This is a genomic window from Asanoa sp. NPDC050611, from assembly GCF_040654855.1.
Taxonomy (GTDB): Bacteria; Actinomycetota; Actinomycetes; order Mycobacteriales; family Micromonosporaceae; genus Asanoa.
In genome coordinates this window covers 1-15776 of sequence record NZ_JBFAIU010000173.1, presented here as the reverse complement: position 1 = coordinate 15776, position 15776 = coordinate 1, and the positions used below count along the sequence as shown (strand labels likewise).

15 protein-coding genes are annotated in these 15776 nt (G+C 70.7%); 8 read left to right on the top strand and 7 right to left on the bottom strand.

What is annotated here, in order from left to right; translation table 11 throughout:
* Positions 1-1415 (bottom strand): MFS transporter (locus tag AB0H87_RS24625; RefSeq protein WP_360149950.1); only part of this gene is annotated, 1415 nt, incomplete at its 3' end.
* 111 nt (positions 1416-1526) lie between these two features.
* Between AB0H87_RS24625 and AB0H87_RS24620 the strand changes: the two genes are divergently transcribed.
* Entirely contained in the window at positions 1527-2141 is a 615-nt protein-coding gene (locus tag AB0H87_RS24620; protein ID WP_360149947.1) for a helix-turn-helix domain-containing protein, read from the top strand.
* A 209-nt stretch (positions 2142-2350) separates the two neighbouring features.
* Here the strand turns inward: AB0H87_RS24620 and AB0H87_RS24615 are convergent, their stop codons facing one another.
* Genes AB0H87_RS24615 through AB0H87_RS24600 form a run of 4 tightly spaced genes read right to left on the bottom strand, consistent with a single transcriptional unit; the run spans position 2351 to position 5780 of the window.
* Positions 2351-2710: a DUF2255 family protein gene (locus tag AB0H87_RS24615; protein ID WP_360149944.1), complete on the bottom strand. Its 360-nt coding sequence runs from the start codon at positions 2708-2710 to the stop codon at positions 2351-2353.
* Positions 2711-2719: 9 nt separating this feature from the next.
* On the bottom strand, positions 2720-3880 hold the full coding sequence (locus AB0H87_RS24610) for a low temperature requirement protein A (RefSeq protein ID WP_360149941.1): 1161 nt from the start codon (positions 3878-3880) through the stop codon (positions 2720-2722).
* A gap of 21 nt (positions 3881-3901) precedes the next feature.
* Positions 3902-4636 carry a response regulator transcription factor gene (locus tag AB0H87_RS24605; protein ID WP_360149956.1) on the bottom strand — a complete coding sequence of 245 codons (735 nt, stop codon included), beginning with the start codon at positions 4634-4636 and terminating at the stop codon, positions 3902-3904.
* On the bottom strand, positions 4599-5780 hold the full coding sequence (locus AB0H87_RS24600; protein WP_360149953.1) for a histidine kinase: 1182 nt from the start codon (positions 5778-5780) through the stop codon (positions 4599-4601). Before AB0H87_RS24600 ends, AB0H87_RS24605 begins: the two co-directional genes overlap by 38 nt.
* A gap of 168 nt (positions 5781-5948) precedes the next feature.
* Between AB0H87_RS24600 and AB0H87_RS24595 the strand changes: the two genes are divergently transcribed.
* The 6 genes from AB0H87_RS24595 to AB0H87_RS24570 all read left to right on the top strand — a co-directional run bounded on the left by AB0H87_RS24595 (position 5949) and on the right by AB0H87_RS24570 (position 11284).
* Positions 5949-6845: an ATP-binding cassette domain-containing protein gene (locus tag AB0H87_RS24595; RefSeq protein WP_360149938.1), complete on the top strand. Its 897-nt coding sequence runs from the start codon at positions 5949-5951 to the stop codon at positions 6843-6845.
* Positions 6842-7633 (top strand): ABC transporter permease, encoded by a 792-nt coding sequence (locus tag AB0H87_RS24590; RefSeq protein WP_360149935.1) that lies wholly within the window; start codon positions 6842-6844, stop codon positions 7631-7633. The genes AB0H87_RS24595 and AB0H87_RS24590 overlap by 4 nt, the downstream gene beginning before the upstream one ends.
* Positions 7634-7709: 76 nt before the next feature.
* The gene (locus tag AB0H87_RS24585; protein ID WP_360149932.1) at positions 7710-8090 is read left to right on the top strand and encodes a YchJ family protein; all 381 of its coding nucleotides are present in this window, start codon (positions 7710-7712) and stop codon (positions 8088-8090) included.
* On the top strand, positions 8087-8707 hold the full coding sequence (locus AB0H87_RS24580; RefSeq protein WP_360149929.1) for a DUF402 domain-containing protein: 621 nt from the start codon (positions 8087-8089) through the stop codon (positions 8705-8707). The genes AB0H87_RS24585 and AB0H87_RS24580 overlap by 4 nt, the downstream gene beginning before the upstream one ends.
* Positions 8708-9327: 620 nt before the next feature.
* Complete coding sequence (locus AB0H87_RS24575) at positions 9328-10356, top strand: FAD-dependent monooxygenase (RefSeq protein ID WP_360149926.1); 1029 nt, start codon at positions 9328-9330, stop codon at positions 10354-10356.
* Positions 10357-10414: 58 nt separating this feature from the next.
* Positions 10415-11284 carry a LysR family transcriptional regulator gene (locus tag AB0H87_RS24570; RefSeq protein WP_360149923.1) on the top strand — a complete coding sequence of 290 codons (870 nt, stop codon included), beginning with the start codon at positions 10415-10417 and terminating at the stop codon, positions 11282-11284.
* Here the strand turns inward: AB0H87_RS24570 and AB0H87_RS24565 are convergent.
* Complete coding sequence (locus AB0H87_RS24565) at positions 11281-12000, bottom strand: SDR family oxidoreductase (RefSeq protein WP_360149920.1); 720 nt, start codon at positions 11998-12000, stop codon at positions 11281-11283. The two genes, AB0H87_RS24570 and AB0H87_RS24565, sit on opposite strands and share 4 nt — an antisense overlap.
* 90 nt (positions 12001-12090) lie before the next feature.
* Here AB0H87_RS24565 and AB0H87_RS24560 point away from each other — a divergent pair, with 90 nt between their 5' ends.
* The gene (locus AB0H87_RS24560; protein ID WP_360149917.1) at positions 12091-12966 is read left to right on the top strand and encodes an aminoglycoside phosphotransferase family protein; all 876 of its coding nucleotides are present in this window, start codon (positions 12091-12093) and stop codon (positions 12964-12966) included.
* Here the strand turns inward: AB0H87_RS24560 and AB0H87_RS24555 are convergent.
* On the bottom strand, positions 12957-15626 hold the full coding sequence (locus tag AB0H87_RS24555; RefSeq protein ID WP_360149914.1) for a discoidin domain-containing protein: 2670 nt from the start codon (positions 15624-15626) through the stop codon (positions 12957-12959). The two genes, AB0H87_RS24560 and AB0H87_RS24555, sit on opposite strands and share 10 nt — an antisense overlap.
* Positions 15627-15776 lie beyond the last annotated feature (150 nt).

Below are 15776 nucleotides of genomic sequence, written 5' to 3'. Positions count from 1 at the left end.
GGCTGCTGCTTGAGGCCTGGCAGCAGCCAAGCCGTGAACAGCGCGCCCAGGGCCGCCACCGCGGCGCCGCCGAGCAGCGCCAGCTGGAAGCCGTCGGTGGCCGCCACCGGCGGCGTGTTGCCGCTCGTCAGCGACGATGTGGTGGCCGCGGTCGCGATGGCCACCGCGATCGCCAGGCCGATCGAGCCGCCGACCTGCTGGGTCGTGTTGATCAAGCCGGACGCGAGGCCCGACTCGTCCGACCGGGCGCCGGCCGTCGCGGCCAGGGTGACCGGGATGAACATCAGCGCACCGCCGACACCGGCCAGCAACGACGGGCCGAGCAGCTCGGTCCAGTAGCTGCCCTGCGCGGTCAGCAGCAGCGCGAGCCAGACCAGCGACCCGGCAGTGATGATCATGCCGGCCAGCAGCGGTGTCTTGAACCCGATGCGGGTCACGATGCGCGAGGTGAACCCCGCGAACAGGATCAACGTGATCGCGAACGGCAGCTGGCCGAAACCGGCCTCGATCGGGCTGTAGCCCCAGACCTGCTGCATGAACAGCGTCAACACGAAGAACATCGGGAACACCGCGGCGGTCACGGTCAACGCGATCAGGTTGGCGCTGCGCAGCGTCTTCTGCCTGAAGACGTGCAACGGCACCAGCGGGTGCTTGGCCCGCGACTCGATCACCACGAAGGCGACCAGCAGTGCGATCGCGATGGCCGCGGAGGCGATCGTCTGCGCCGACGCCCATCCGGCGTTGTTGCCGTCGACCAGGGCGAAAACGCCCAGAGCGACACCGGCGGTGACGGTGATGGCGCCCATGACGTCGAAGCCGTTGGCCCCGATCGCCTCACGGGCGGCGGGCAGCAGGCGCGGCGCGAGCGCCAGTGCGGCGATGCCGATCGGCACGTTGACCCAGAGGACGGCCTCCCACCCGATCCACTCGGTCAGCAGGCCGCCGAGAATCGAACCGGCGGCAGCGCCGCCACCGGCGACCGCGCCCCAGACCCCGAGCGCGCGGTTGCGCTCCGCGCCGGCCGGGAAGATCTTCATCAGCAGCGACAGGGCGGCTGGTGCGACGAGCGCGGCGCCGAGGCCCTGCGCGGCCCGGGCGGTCACGAGCATCGCCGGGTTCTGCGCCAGCGCGCCGACGAACGACGCGGCCACGAAGAGCCCGAGGCCGGCCACGAACATCCGGCGTCTGCCGAGCAGGTCACTGATCCGGCCGCCGAGCAGCAGGAAGCCACCGAAGGCCAGCGTGTACGCGTTGGTGACCCAGGACAGCGAGTCCTGGGAGAAGTTCAGCTCGCGGCCGATCGACGGGAGCGCCACGTTGACGATCGACGCATCGAGGACCAGGACGAACTGGGTCACCGCGAGCAAGGCCAACGCCAAGGTCTTGTGCGGTGTTGCTTGTTCCGCGCGTCTCATCTGCGCGTTCCCCCCGAGGTTTGAAGTGGAAGTCGAATTCCGCTTCCGGTATGGTTCGAACCTACGGAATCGAGATTCCGGTTGTCAATCGGATTCGGTAGGATCAGCGTGATGACCACCACAGCCCAGCCCCGTCCACCCGAGGGCAAGATCCTGCGCCCCGAGTTGGCGGGCGCGCCCCGGCCGCTGCGCGGCGACGCCGCCCGCAACCGCGCACGGGTCCTCGAAGCTGCCCGCGCGGCCTTCGCCGAAGACGGCGCCGAGGTGCAGATGGAGCAGATCGCCCGGCGGGCCGGCGTCGGCGTCGGCACGCTCTACCGCAACTTCCCGACCAAGCAGGCGCTGATCGCCGAGCTGGCCGACCAGTGGATGGACGAGCGGGTCGAGATCGTCGACCAGGCGCTGACGATGCCGGACCCGGCCGAGGCGTTCGGCTGGTTCGTCCGCCGCACGGCCGAAGACATGGCCGGCGACGCGGGGCTGTGTCACATGTTCAGCGGGGTCTCCGGTGGCAGCTGCCCGTTCCCGGACCTACTGGTCGAGCGCACGGAGCAGGTGCTGGCGCGAGCCAGGGCGGTCGGCGCGATCCGAACGGACCTGAGCGTTGACGACTTCCAGGCGATCCTCGGCGGGTTGTCGGCGGCGATCGCCCAGACGGATAAGTGGGAACTGTTCGCGGAGATGCTGATCACGGGCCTACGCGCACCGGCAGCGCCCTGCCCTTAGCGTCCGCAGGCGACGCGGACCGAGCTCGCGGCGGGCCGTCGCGGTGATCTCGGCAAGCGCGTCGCGATGCCCAAGGTTCTGTGCCACAGGGACCCTGGACGAACGGCGGTCGCAGCGATCTCCGCAAGCACGACGCGGAGCGGCCAGGGTCCGCAACCGCGGCAAGGACGCGGGCAAGCCACCGCCGGGCCGGGCAACCGCCGGGAGGCTCAAGGCCCCTGAAGATCGACCCGGAGCGTGCAGTCCCGGGCTGTGGCCGAGACCATCTGCGGAGTGCCCGACTGGCCGGCGTACTTCTCCCCGTAGGCGGCGTCGACCGCGTCCAGTGTCGGGCCGTCGCTCACCAGCGACACACCCGCCGGGTAGCGCTGCCCGCCGTCGTCGAAGCTGACCCGCCCGGTGCGCAACGCCCGTCGGTACCACTTCGAATCCGGGCCATAGCCGCTTCGTACGTAGGGCACCCCCGAGACCATCACAGCCCAGATCGGTGTGACGACCTCGCCGCCGGACCGCAGCGGGGTCGCGATGCGTACGACGTCCGTGGTCTCGAAATAGTCCAAAGCACCCACGAACCCAACCTAACGGCCGAAGCTGTGCAAATTGGTCGTCCGCGAGCGCAGCACCTGCGGCAGATCCTCGATGATCAGGGCGACCGCCATGATCGCCAGCAAGGCCACGACCTGCGCGGTCGCGTCGATGTGGCCGATGAAGATCGTGAGCATCGCGAGCACCGCAGCCACGAGCCGGTGTGGGACGCCCCGCCAGATCCGCAGCAGCATGAGGAACGCGGCGTGGCCGACCAGGAACAGCGCCGCGCCGGCCGCGAGCGCCGCGGCCGCGTTCCACTTGAGCGGGTCGAAGGCCGCGGGGATCGCCTTCTTGATGCCCGCCGAGAACAGCACGATGCCGATGATCATCGGGTAGTGCGCGTACGCCCACGCGAAGACCGCCATCAGGGCCTTTCGCCTCGGGTCGGTGATGCCGGCCAGCGCCTCAGCCGAGCGTTCCTCGTCGCCGGCGAAGTACGCCCACCAGAAGTAGTAGGCGACGCCGAGCCCGAGCAGCGCCACTAGCAGCGCCGAGCCGTCCAGGTCGACGCCCGCGAAGCCGAGGCCGATCGAGACGATCGACTCGCCGATCACAATGATCATGACGAGCCCGTGCCGCTCGACGAAGTGATGCGCGTTGATCGTGAAGCCGCCGATCCTGGCCAGGTACGGCGTCACGAGCTGCACCGCCAGCGCGGCGCCCCACCAGGCGGCCCGCTGCCCCGAAGGCAGGAACCCGCCGGCCAGCACCAGCCCCGCGGAGAGCAGGTTGGGTGGCGCGAGCGTCGCCGCGGCCCGGACCGCCGACTCACCCGCCGAGCGCAGGAACAGCGCGCTGTGCACCAGGTTGACGACCAGGTAGCCGACGCCGAACGCCCAACCGGTCTCGCCGAACGCGTCCGGGATCGCCAGCGCGATGACCAGGAAACCGGCCATGCCGATGAGCAGGAGCGTCCGGCGGTACGTGCTCGTCGGCGCCATCGCGTTGGTGAGCCAGGCGTAGCCCGAGTACATCCACCAGATGATCGCCAGCATCAGCAGCGCCTCGCCCAGCCCGCCCCAGTCGAGGTGGTCGGCCAGGGTGTCGGTGAGCTGGGTGATCGTGAAGACGAAGACGAGGTCGAAGAAGAGCTCGAGGGTCGAGACCCGTACGGTGGGCTCGATTGGCGTCGTCTCTGCCGGTGCGGTCACGCACGGGATCCTAGGCGCTACCTAGGTCATTCCGGCATCCTGCGCGAGGAGGGCGACCTGGACGCGGTTGTTGAGGTCCAGCTTGGTGAGCATGCGGGTCATGTGTGCCTTGACCGTGGCCACGCTCATGAACAGCTCCGCGGCGATCTCCGCGTTGGACTTGCCCTGGCCCACCGCGATCGCGACCTCTAGCTCGCGCTCGCTGAGCCGGGCCAGCAGCTCCCGTGAGCGGTTGCGGCGGGCGTCGACACCGTCGTCGGCCACGTGCGCGATCAGCCGGCGGGTGACCCGGGGCGAGAGGATCGGGTCGCCGGCCGCGACGCGCCGCACCGCCTGCACGATCTCGGCCGGCGGGGTGTCCTTGAGCAGGAAGCCGCTGGCGCCGGCCCGCAGCGCGCGCAGCACGTACTCGTCGGCCTCGAAGGTCGTCAGCACCAGCACCTCGGGCGCGCCTTCGGTGCGGCGCAGGCGCTCGGTGGCGGTCAGTCCGTCCATCTTGGGCATTCGGATGTCCATCAGCACGACGTCGGGTCGCACCTCGGCGACGGCGGCCGCCACCTCGCTGCCGTCGGCGGCCTCCCCGACCACGGTCAGCGCCGGCGTGCCGCCGAGGATCATCGAAAGTCCGGCCCGGACCAGGGGGTCGTCGTCCACGATCAGCACGCGGACCGGCTCGTCGGTCACGCCGCCGCCCGCCGGGCGCCGGGACTGCGCTCGCTCATGCCGGCCACGGTAGCCAAGCACGCAGCTCGAAATCGCCCGCGTCCGTGCGGCCGTGGGTCAGGCGGCCACCGGCCAGGCCCGTGCGCTCGACCAGACCCACGAGCCCGGTGCCGGTGCCCGGAATGCTCGCGGCGGCGCCCACCGGTGCCGGGTTGCGCACCGCGACGGTGAGGCCGCCGCCGGGCGTACCCTCGAAAAGAATGTCGACCACGACCCCCGCGGCATGCTTGCGGGCGTTGGTCAAACCCTCTTGCACCACGCGGTACGCGTTGCGCCCGACCGCCGCCGGCACCGCGTCGAGGTCCTCGACCTTGCAGTCGACCCGGACCTTCATGCCCGCCCCGCGGGACTCCTCGATCAGCGCCCACACGTCCGCGAGCGTCGGCTGCGGGCGGATCGGTTCGCTGTCCTCCTCGCGCAGGACGCCGATCACCTCGCGCAGGTCCTGCAGCGCCTGGTGCGCGCTGCTGCGGATCACCGCCGCCGCCCGGGCCACCTCGTCCGGCGGCGCGTCGGGGCGGATCTCCAGAGCGCCGGCGTGCAGGCTCAGGAGGGAGATCCGGTGGGCCAGCACGTCGTGCATCTCGCGGGCGATCCGGGTGCGTTCGAGGTGCTGCGCCTGGGCCACTCGCAGCTGCTGCTCGGACTCGGCGCGGGTGGCCCGGTCGTGCAGTGACACGACGAGCTGCCGGCGGGCACGGACGAACATGCCCCAGGCGAAGATCGCGAAGGTGGTGGCGATCGCGAAGCCGCAGACCGCCCAGTAGGGCATCGCGTCGTCGGGCCGCCAGAGCAGGAAGATGGGCGTCGTCGCGGCGCTGAGCAGGGCGATCGGCGCCGAGATGCCGACCCGGCGGTGCACCGCGACGGTGAACAGTGTGATCAGGCCGGCGGCCGCGGCGGTGAGCGAGATCCCGCCGATCGGCACGAGGACCAGTGCGAGCGCGGCCGGCCAGCGACGCCGGAGCCAGATCGCGAGGGACGACACCACGCCCAGGACGATGTCGGCCCATTTCGCCCACATGGGCAGGCTGTCGTCGACCCAGACGCTGCCGGTCAGGGCGAGTGCCGACCCCATGGCCAGCACGAACATGATCGAGTCGACCACCCAGTCGCGGGTCGAGCGGTGGACCCGCTGCTTGCCGTCGACCGTGTGCAACAGCCCGCCCGGCAGCATGGACGGAATGTCCGGGCCGACACGGGTTGCCACACTCATGATCAAATGGTACGGCCACCCGGCGCGGACGGCATCAGACCAAAGTTGGTATCGATCGGCGACCTTCGGCGCGCGGCATCGACCTTGGCCCGAAGCGCCGGACCACCCGGCGACCGCAGGCTTATCGGCATGATCAGTGTGACCAGCTTGACGAAGCGGTACGGGGCGCACACGGCCGTCAACGACGTCTCCTTCGAATGCGCCCCAGGCACCGTGACCGGCTTCCTCGGCCCCAACGGAGCGGGCAAGTCGACCACGATGCGGATGATCACGGGGCTGACCCCGCCGACCTCCGGCACGTCGGCCGTCGCGGGGCGTCCGTACCGGCAGCTGCCCAACCCGGCCCGCGAGGTCGGCGTGCTGCTCGACGCCTCGGCACAGCACCCCGGCCGGACCGGTCGTGAGGTGCTCTCGCTGTCGGCCCGTACGCAGGGCGTCGGCCCGGCCCGGGTGGACGAGCTGCTGTCCCTCGTCGGGCTGGCCGGCCCTGCCGCCGGTCGTCGGGTACGCGGCTACTCCCTCGGCATGCGACAGCGGCTCGGCATCGCGCACGCGTTCATCGGCGACCCACGGGTGCTGATCCTCGACGAGCCGGCCAACGGCCTCGACCCGGAAGGCATCTTCTGGATGCGCAGCCTGCTGCGCGACTTCGCCGACCGGGGCGGAACAGTCCTGCTCTCCTCCCACCTCCTGCGCGAGGTGGAGGCGGTCGCGGATCGACTCGTGGTTATCGGGGGCGGTCGAATCGTGGCCAACGGCACGAAGGCCGAGCTGCTCGCGGCCGGTGGCGTGCGCGTGCGGGCGCTGGACCCGGCCACCCTGAAGAGGGCCCTGGAGCGGGCCGGCCTCGCGGTGACCGGGGGAGCCGACGGCGCACTGATCGTCCAGGCCGAGGCGGAACAGGTCGGGCAGGTCGCCGCCAGCATCTCGGCGGTGCTGCTCGAGCTGCGGCCGGTCGACACCGGCGGCCTGGAAGAGCTGTTCCTGAACCTGACCGCCGGCGAGGCCAAGGAGACCGCGCGATGACCGCCACCCTGACGTCGACCCCTGCTTCGACGGCGACGCCTACCTTCACGCGGCCGGGGATCGCCCGACTCACCGGCGTCGAGCTGCGCAAGATGGCCGACACCCGGGCGGGCTTCTGGCTGATGATCGCCACCGCGCTGATCTCGGTGGGAATCGTGGTCATCCAGCTGTTCGCGGCGGACCCGCCCGACCAGACCTTCAAGAACATGTTCCAGTCGACGCTATTCCCGACCGCCGTGCTCCTGCCGATCCTCGGCATCCTGTCGGTGACCAGCGAGTGGACGCAGCGCACGGCGCTGACCACGTTCGCGATCACCCCGCAGCGGCAGCGGGTCGCCGCGGCGAAGCTGCTCGCCACCGTGGTGCTCGGCGTGGTCGCGCTCATCCCGGCCCTGGCCATGGCGGCGGTGGGCAACGCGATCGCGGGCGGCATGGACCCGGCGGCGGGCAGCTGGTCGTTCAGCGGGACGCTGCTGGCGTACGCGGTGCTGTTCAGCATCATGAACACGGTGTGGGGCCTCGCGTTCGGCATGCTCTTCATGAACTCGGCCGTCGCGATCGTCCTGTACTTCGTGGTGCCGACCCTCTGGTCCATCCTGACCCAGATGATCGCGGGCCTGAAGGGCGTGTCGGAGTGGCTCGACTTCACGGTGACGTCGAGCCCGCTGTTCGAGGACGCCGCGCTGTCGGGTGGCGAGTGGGCCCGGCTGGGCGCGTCGATCGGCTTCTGGGTCGTGCTGCCCGGCGTGCTGGGCCTGGTGCGCCTGCTCAAGCGCGAAGTGAGCTGAATTCCGCAGGTGGTGCGTGGGCGGTCGCGGGTCGGGGGTCCCGCGGTCGCCCACGCCGCTGTGCAGAATTGCTGGCATGGCGAAGGGTGCGTGCCCGTGCGGGAGCGGGCTGTCGTACGACGAATGTTGCGGTCCCCTGCACCGCGGCGCCTCTGCCGCGGACACGGCGGAGCAGCTGATGCGGTCGCGCTACAGCGCGTTCGCCGTGGGGGACGCGGACTATCTGCTGCGGACATGGCACGAGGCGACCCGCCCTTCGTCGCTGGACCTTGACGCGGCGCAGCGGTGGGTCGGCCTGGAGATCCTCGACACGCGCACGGGTGGGCTTTCCGACAGGGCGGGGACGGTCGAGTTCCGGGCTCTCTTCCGGTTCGGTCGACGGACGGAAGAGCTGCACGAACGAAGCCGCTTCGTACGCGTGGACGGCGCGTGGGTGTACGTCGGCCCGCTGCCATGACCTTCACCCCTGGCACGACGGTCGCGTGGCGCAACGTCTTCGGCGGGCGGGTGTGGTCGGCGATCCCGTGCCGGGTGCTGCAGGACACGGGCACGGTGGTGACGGTGGCTCACTGGCCGGGGGTGTCGTGCCTGGTGCCGGAGCTGTGGCGCAGCGGTGAGCGGGGTGCTCTGCTCAGGGATCTGATCTCCGGGGAGTGGCGCGTTTCGCCGTTCGTGTGGCAATCGACGACGGTGATCAGCTGGCTGGGCGTGGACCCGGACTTCAGCATCCACTTCTACCGCGGTTCAAATCGGTCATGGTGGTACGTCAACTTCCAGCTTCCGTGTGTCCGTGGGGCGGCGACCGTCGACACGTTCGATCTGCTGGTGGACCTGGTGCTCAGTGCGGACCTGGCCGAGGTCACGTGGAAGGACGAGGACGAGTATGCGGACGGTCGTCGACTCGGCCTGATCGACTCCGCTACGCACGCACGGGTCAGCTTGGCTCGCGACCGCGCCCTGAACATGGCCCGGACCGGCGTGGGCCCGTTCGCGGACACGGTGTGGCGAGAGTGGTCACCTACATCGGACTGTTCACTTCCGACTCTGACTGCGGGTTCCCGATCGATCCCTTGACCAGCGGTGGACATCGCGGCCTTCGCTCCTCCGCGGTTGGCTAGACCTAGGCGACTGCCGAGGCTGGCGAGTTCGTGAACCGTGGCCGATCCCCGCGCGCAACGCTGAGACCAAAGCCAGAGCGAAACCGAGGCCGACTCCCGAAGCTCCGCTGAGGCCGAGGCTCAGGATCTGCGTCAGGACCGAACCCCGGGCCGTGACCGGCGGGGAGTCGGGACCAAGGCTGGTGCCGACGCCCGGCACAGCCGGCGGCGACCGCACGCGCGCGGCGGCGGCGTGGGCCCGGACGGCCCAAGCCGCCGATCCGGTCGACGCCTTCGGCCACGGACGCCGCGCGGACCGCGGGCTGGCGCCGAGACCGCAGTCGCGCTGGGGACGAGCCGGACGTCGATCGCCGGAAGCTCGCGAGCGTGGCAGTCCCCAGCGAACAAAAGCGCGCCGGCGACGGATGCCGCATCGCTGGTGATGCGTATCCGTAAGCAGAGCAGAGGCGATGTTGCGTTCGTGTGGCGCGGGCCTGGGGTCCGGCGGGAGCGACGGTCCGGACCACCGCGGACCCGGGACAGATTGATCTTTGTTTCGGGTCGTCCTCGTCGTCGCCCGGAGAGGAGACTGGCGGCATGACCGATCCGCGAGTGTTGATCGTGGGTGCCGGGATCGCCGGTTTGGGTGCCGTGCATGCGTTGCGGGCCAAGGGTGTCAGGGCCGACGTGGTTGAGCGGCATCCGCAGGCCGAGGCCGGTGGCACCGGGATCTATCTGCCCGCCAACGCTGTGCGGGCGTTGAGCGCGCTCGGGTTCGGGGACGCGATTCGGGGCGCTGGACATGAGATCCGGCGGCAGCGGATGCTCGACCATCGTGGGCGGGTGCTGCTTGACCTGCCGATCGACCAGGTCTGGGGTGGCCTCGGGCCGAGTGTCGCCGTGCGGCACGCCGAGTTGCGGCGGATTCTGCGGGCCGGGCTCGATGGCCAGATCGTCGTCAAGACGTTCGTGTCCGATGATGCCGCGCCCTATGACCTCGTGATCGGGGCCGACGGCATCCGGTCGGCGGTGCGGGAGTGGGTCTTTCCCGATGCGGCGGCGCCTCGGCGGGTCGGTGAGCTGGCCTGGCGGTTCGTTGTCGACGGTTACGACGTCGAGCATCTGTGGTGCACCTGGCAGGGCAACGGGCGGACGTTTCTGGCCGTCTCGCTCGGCGGCGGGTACGCATACTGCTACGCCGACCTGACCGCCGCCGCGCCGCCGGCCGGGGACTGGCGGCGGCTGTTCGACGGGTTTCCCGAGACCGTGCGTTCGCTGGTCGCGCGGGCCGGTGACGTGCATGCCGCGGCCATCGAGGAGGTCTTTCTCGATGACGTGAGCCGCGGGAAGACGGTGTTGATCGGCGACGCGGCGCATGCCTACTCGCCCAACATGGCGCAGGGGGCCGCGCTGGCGCTCGAGGATGGGCTGGTGCTCGCCGAGCATCTCGACGACCTGGCCGGGTACGCGCGGCGGCGGGTGCCACGGGCCCGCTGGGTGCGTGACCAGACCCGGCGCCGGGACCGGGCGCGACATCTGCCGCCCGTGCTGCGTGACGCGGCGCTGCGCACGATCGGCCCGCGCTTGTTCAAGGCCGCCTTCCGCCCACTGCACGAGCCGCCGTGACGGTCCGGCGAGGCGCTTCGAGCACCGACCCCGGGTAGCGTTGCCACCGGGGGTAGCCGTGGATCTTGATTTGCGGAAGTTGCGCTACTTCGTCGCTGTGGCAGAAGAGTTGAACTTCGGTCGGGCGGCCCAGCGCTTGCGGATCGCGCAACCCGCTCTCAGCCGCCAGATCCGGGCGCTGGAGCAGGACCTGAAGCTCGACCTCTTCGAACGCTCCAGCCGCGGCACCACCCTCACCCCCGCCGGCCGCCAGCTGCTCGCCGAGGCCCGGCCCCTGCTCACCTCCTCGGCCGCGCTGGAGCGGCGGGTTCGGCTCGCCGCCCGCGGTGGCGTCCGGTTCACCGTGGCGTTCATGCCCGGCGTGCTCGTCACGCCCGCGGTCAAGGAGTTCAGTGCCGCCTTTCCGGATCTCTCCGTCGAGGTCTTGCGGACCTCGTACCAGGATCAGGTCGCAGTCCTGCACGACGGCCGTGCCGACGTCAGCTTCGTGCGCATGCCCGTGCCCGCCGCCGGGTTGACGATCGTGCCGCTGTTCGCCGAGCCGCGCGTGGTCGCCCTGCCCGCCACGCACCGGCTCGCCGGGAAGGATCGAGTGCGCGTGTCCGATCTCGCCGACGAGCATCTGCTTCAGGAACCCGATCTGGTGCCCGAGTGGCGCGACATCGCGCGCGACCTCCGCGAGAGCGCGGACCGGCGCTGGCGCTCGCGGCCACTGTCCACCATGGAGGAGAAGCTCGAGCACGTGGCGGCCGAGGAGGGCTTCATCGTCGTGCCCCGGTCGGCCGCCGCGCTCTACACCCGGGCCGACGTCGCCTACTGCGACCTCGAAGGCGTGGCCGACAACCAGGTGGCGCTCGCCTACAGCACGAGCCGCGACAACCCGGAGATCGAACGCTTCGCAGAGATCGCCGTCCGGCAGATCACCTAGACCAGCAGGGCGCCGCCGTCGACCCCTAGGACCGTGCCGGTCGAGAAGGGCTGCTCGATGAGGTACGCGTAGGCGCGCGCCACCTCGTCGGTCTCGCCCACCCGGCCCGTCAGCAGCCCGTCGCCGACCTGCCGGAAGTACGCCTCCCGGGCGTCCTCGTCCAGACCCGCCCACAGCGGCGAACGCGTCACCCCGGGCGCGACGGCGTTGACCCGCACCGGCGCCAGTTCGATCGCCAGCGCCTTGGTCAGTGAGCTCACCGCACCGCAGATCGACGCCGCCACCGACCAGCCCGCCGACGGACGCTCGCCGGCCGAACCCGTGGTCAGCGTGATCGAGCCGCCCGGCCGGATCCGCGGCGTCGCGTGCTTCACCGCCGCGAGCACGCTGAAGAAGCGCAGCCCGAAGAAGTCGCGGGCCTTGTCCAGCGGCATGTCCTCGACGGTGAGCAACGCGAGCGGCTCCCCGGCCGTGTAGACCAGGTGGTCGAACGACCCGATCCGCTCGAACAGCCGCCCGATCGCGGCCTCGTCGCGCAGGTCCACGGCGTGCCCCGTGGTGCCGGCGGGGAGCTTGGCGACCGCCTTGTCGACGCTCTCCTGGCGGCTCGACACGACGACGATCTCGGCACCGCGCGAGGCGAGCAGGTTGGCGACCGCGAAACCCAAACCTGATGTGCCACCGAGTACGACCACTCGTTGCTGGATATCAGTCATGCGACCAACCCTGCGCCGGGGCGTAGAGGGTCACCAATACCTGTTTCGTCGGGTCCGATGCCGATCGGGTATGGCTGGCACAATCGCACGGTGACCGCTCCCGTAGCCGACATCGAGATCGACGCCGACCTCGTCGCCCGCCTGCTCGAGGCGCAGCATCCGGACCTCGCCGACCGGCCGCTGCGACTGGTCGCCAACGGCTGGGACAACGCGATCTTCCGGCTCGGCGACGATCTCTGCATCCGGCTGCCCCGCCGCGCGGTCGCCGTGCCGCTGCTGGTCAACGAGCAGCGCTGGCTGCCGACCCTGGCGCCGCGGCTGCCGGCCAACATCCCGGCGCCCGTGCGGGTGGGCGTGCCCGGCCAGGGTTACCCGTACCCCTGGTCGGTCTGCGCCTGGGTCGACGGCGAGATCGCCACGCAGGTCCCGGTCGTCGAGCGCCGCGCGGTCGCGGGCGAGCTGGCCGCGTTCATGCGTCAGCTGCACGTGCCGGCACCGGCGGACGCGCCGGTCAGCCCCGTCCGCGGCGTGCCCCTGGCCGTGCGCGACGAGCAGATCCAGGACCGGCTGACGAGCGGGAAGCTGGCCCGGGAAGACGAGCTGGGCCGGCTCTGGGACGAGCTGATCACGGCGCCGGTGTGGGACGGGCCGGCCGTCTGGGTGCACGGCGACCCGCACCCGGCCAACCTGGTGATCCGCGGGTCGCGGCTGGCCGCCGTGCTCGACTTCGGCGACCTCAACGCCGGCGACCCGGCGACCGATCTGGCGGCGGCGTGGCTGGTGTTCGACGCCGAGGGGCGCGCTGCGTTCCGGGACGGTGTCGACGCCGACGCGGCGACCTGGGTGCGGGCGCGGGCGTGGGCGCTGGCGATCGGCACCGCGATAGCCGTGTTCGCCGACATCCACCCCGGTTTGGCGGATGCCGGCGAACACGCGATCACTCAGGTGCTAGCGGATCACGGGTAGTTGTTCAGGTACTGGATCTCGACGCCGGCTCGGGCCGTACCCCCGGAGTTGTTGATGATGCGGTTGATCGTGCCCGCACCGCCGAGCGAGACGGTCACCATGTTCTGGAACCGCACGCCGGCCTTGGTGGGCACCTCGAACGAGCGCTCCGCGACCACGGATTCGTCCAATGTGAACACACAGTACGAGCCGAGGCCGATCGCGAAGTGTTCGTTGACGGCGTCGTTGACCTTGTAGGCCGCGTACCCGCGCGTGCTGCCGTTCATCCAGGAAGCCTGGTTGGGCATCTCGTACGGGAACTCGTTCTGGTAGAAGTACGTCCGGCCGCGCTCGCCGTTCCAGATGGTCTGGTATTTCTGGAAGTGCTCGACGAACAGGCCGTACATCGTGACGTCGTCGCCGTTGACGGTGAGACCGGTGTCGGCGGTGTTGACCGTCCAGCCCACGCCGTCGCCGTGGTCGGCGCGCCACAGCCACATGTGGTCACCGATCACGTCGTCGCTGTTGACCGTGAGCGTGTTGGTCGCGCGCCCGACGCCCGGGCCGCCGATCCGGAAGAACACGTCGTGCAGCGAGACCGGGTTGGCGGCGTGGTCCGCGCTGGAGCCGGCCGGGCCGACCTCCATCAGCACCGGCGAGTTGGTCGCACCGGCCTCGAACATGATGCCGCCGACCTTGACGCCGTCGACGTCGGCGATCCGCATGCCGACCGAGCCGTTGTCGGCCTGGATCGTCGCCAGGCCCAGACCCAGGATCACGGTGTTGGCCCGGTTCACCTGGATCGGCTGGCTGACGTGGTGCACGCCGGGGGTGAAGAGCAGGTTCTTGCCCTGCGCCAGCGCGAGGTTGATGGTCGCGACCGGGGTGCCCGGGCGCACGATGAAGAACGTCGACAGGGAGAGCGACGAGCCGGCCGGTGTCTTGTTGAACCACGTCGTGCCGCTCGAGTTGGCCCGTAGCGCCGGGACGAACACGCGGTACTCACCGGAGCCGTCGACATAGAGGAACGGCTTTTCGCGTACGGTCGGCGTATTGGCGATGACCGTGTGCGACGGGTTCGGGAAGTGGTTGGGCGGCGCGCCGGCCACGCCCTGGAACACCATGTTCCAGACCGAACCGGACCACGAGCCGAACTCGCTGTTGCGTGAGTACCACTGCTGCTGCGAGCCCGAGACGACCATGCCGTCGATCTTGGTGTCGGCCATGAAGCCGCCACTCGACCAGCCGTCGCCGCCGTTCCAGAGCTGGATCTGGTTGCCGCCGCCGCGCAGGTGCATGCGGCGGTACGGTGCCGCCTGCGAGACCGCCCACCGCTCGACAGTGACGCCGGCCGGCAGGGTGACGCTGAGGTTCTCGGCCGCGCGCCAGAAGTTCTGGGTGGCGTTGCCACCGAACCAGAACGCCTCCGCGCGGACGTGCCCGTTGAGGTTGACGTCGTCGGGCGACATGCCGAGCCCGGCGACCTGGGTGAAGAAGCCGAGGTTCACGTCGGCGGTGTAGTTGCCGGGCTTGAACAGCACGGCGTACCGCTCCGGGCCGAACTGGTTGCGTTCCTGCTGGGTGAAGATGGTGTTGAGCCGGCTCTGGATGGTCGAGGTCGGCGTGGACGGGTCGAAGACGAACGTGTTGGCGCCGAGGTTCGGGTTACGCGGGTCGGTGGGCTCGACCGGGTCGCCGGTCGGCGGCGGGTCGGTCGGGTTGGTGCCCGTGCCGGTGTAGATCCGTAGCTCCCAGAGTGAGTAGCCGTAGGCGGTGGCCCGCGCGGTGCCGTAGACGCGGAGGTAACGCCCGCTGGCGTTGACGTTGATCGTCTGCGTGCCGCCGGTGCCGGTCGTGGTGCTGTAGACGGTGGTCCAGGTCGAGTCGTTGGTGCTGGTCTGGATCTGGAACGCGCGCCCGTAGGCGGCCTCCCACTGCAGCACCACCTGGCAGATGCTCTGCGTGCTGCCCAGGTCGACGCGGATCCACTGTGGGTCGGACGCGGCACTGGACCAGCGCGTACCGGTGTTGCCGTCGACCGCCGCGCTGGCCGGGAAGCCGGCACCCTGGAGGGACGAGGCGGTGGCGGGCTTGCCCTGCGCGGCATTGGTGGTGCCGCAGCCGGCCGGCGGGTTGGTGGGCCCGCCGCCGAACGTGCCGTGCACCTGGAACTCGAACAGGCTGTAGCCGTAGCCGGTGGCCCGCGCGGTGCCGTAGAGGCGCACGTAGCGGCCGCTGCCGGTGACCGGGAGCACCTGGGTGCCGCCCGTGCCGGTGGTGGTCGAGTAGATGTTGGTCCAGGCGCTGGCGTCGGCGGAGGTCTGGATCTGGAAGGACCGGCCGTACGCGGCCTCCCAGTTGAGGGTGATCTGGGTGACGTTGGCCGTGGCGCCGAGGTCGACCTGGATCCACTGTGGATCTGAGAAGGCGGACGCCCAGCGGGTGCCGGCGTTGCCGTCGACGGCGGCGCTCGCGGGGAACGTGGCGTTCTCCGTCGAGGAGGCGGTGGCCGGCTTGCCCTGCGAGATGACCGCGTCGGCGGCGCTGGCCGCGGACGATACGGTCAGCACGGCGGCGACCAACGTGGCGACGGCGAGGCCGGCCGTCGCGGCGTGGCGCCGGCTCCAACGGCTCTTTCGTTCCGGTGGTACGGCGGTGACGGGCGGTGCTTCGGGTCTCATGTGCCTGCCTAACGGTGATAGGCGGCGCGCGCGAGGTGCACGCCGGGACGGGGGCGTTCACCCCCGCGACCGTCAACGGCCGCTTGCTGATCATGGACCGGTTGGTGCCCGGGCCGGCCGGCGACCTCGACCGGCAGGAGGCGCTGACCC

What these genes read in the sequence shown, in the direction of transcription:
- AB0H87_RS24620 (WP_360149947.1), top strand. Translation starts at nt 1,527, where the DNA reads ATGACCACCACAGCCCAGCCCCGTCCACCCGAGGGCAAGATCCTGCGC.
- AB0H87_RS24600 (WP_360149953.1), bottom strand. Translation starts at nt 5,780, where the DNA reads ATGCTGCCGGGCGGGCTGTTGCACACGGTCGACGGCAAGCAGCGGGTC.
- AB0H87_RS24595 (WP_360149938.1), top strand. Translation starts at nt 5,949, where the DNA reads ATGATCAGTGTGACCAGCTTGACGAAGCGGTACGGGGCGCACACGGCC.
- AB0H87_RS24590 (WP_360149935.1), top strand. Translation starts at nt 6,842, where the DNA reads ATGACCGCCACCCTGACGTCGACCCCTGCTTCGACGGCGACGCCTACC.
- AB0H87_RS24585 (WP_360149932.1), top strand. Translation starts at nt 7,710, where the DNA reads ATGGCGAAGGGTGCGTGCCCGTGCGGGAGCGGGCTGTCGTACGACGAA.
- AB0H87_RS24580 (WP_360149929.1), top strand. Translation starts at nt 8,087, where the DNA reads ATGACCTTCACCCCTGGCACGACGGTCGCGTGGCGCAACGTCTTCGGC.
- AB0H87_RS24575 (WP_360149926.1), top strand. Translation starts at nt 9,328, where the DNA reads ATGACCGATCCGCGAGTGTTGATCGTGGGTGCCGGGATCGCCGGTTTG.
- AB0H87_RS24565 (WP_360149920.1), bottom strand. Translation starts at nt 12,000, where the DNA reads ATGACTGATATCCAGCAACGAGTGGTCGTACTCGGTGGCACATCAGGT.
- AB0H87_RS24555 (WP_360149914.1), bottom strand. Translation starts at nt 15,626, where the DNA reads ATGAGACCCGAAGCACCGCCCGTCACCGCCGTACCACCGGAACGAAAG.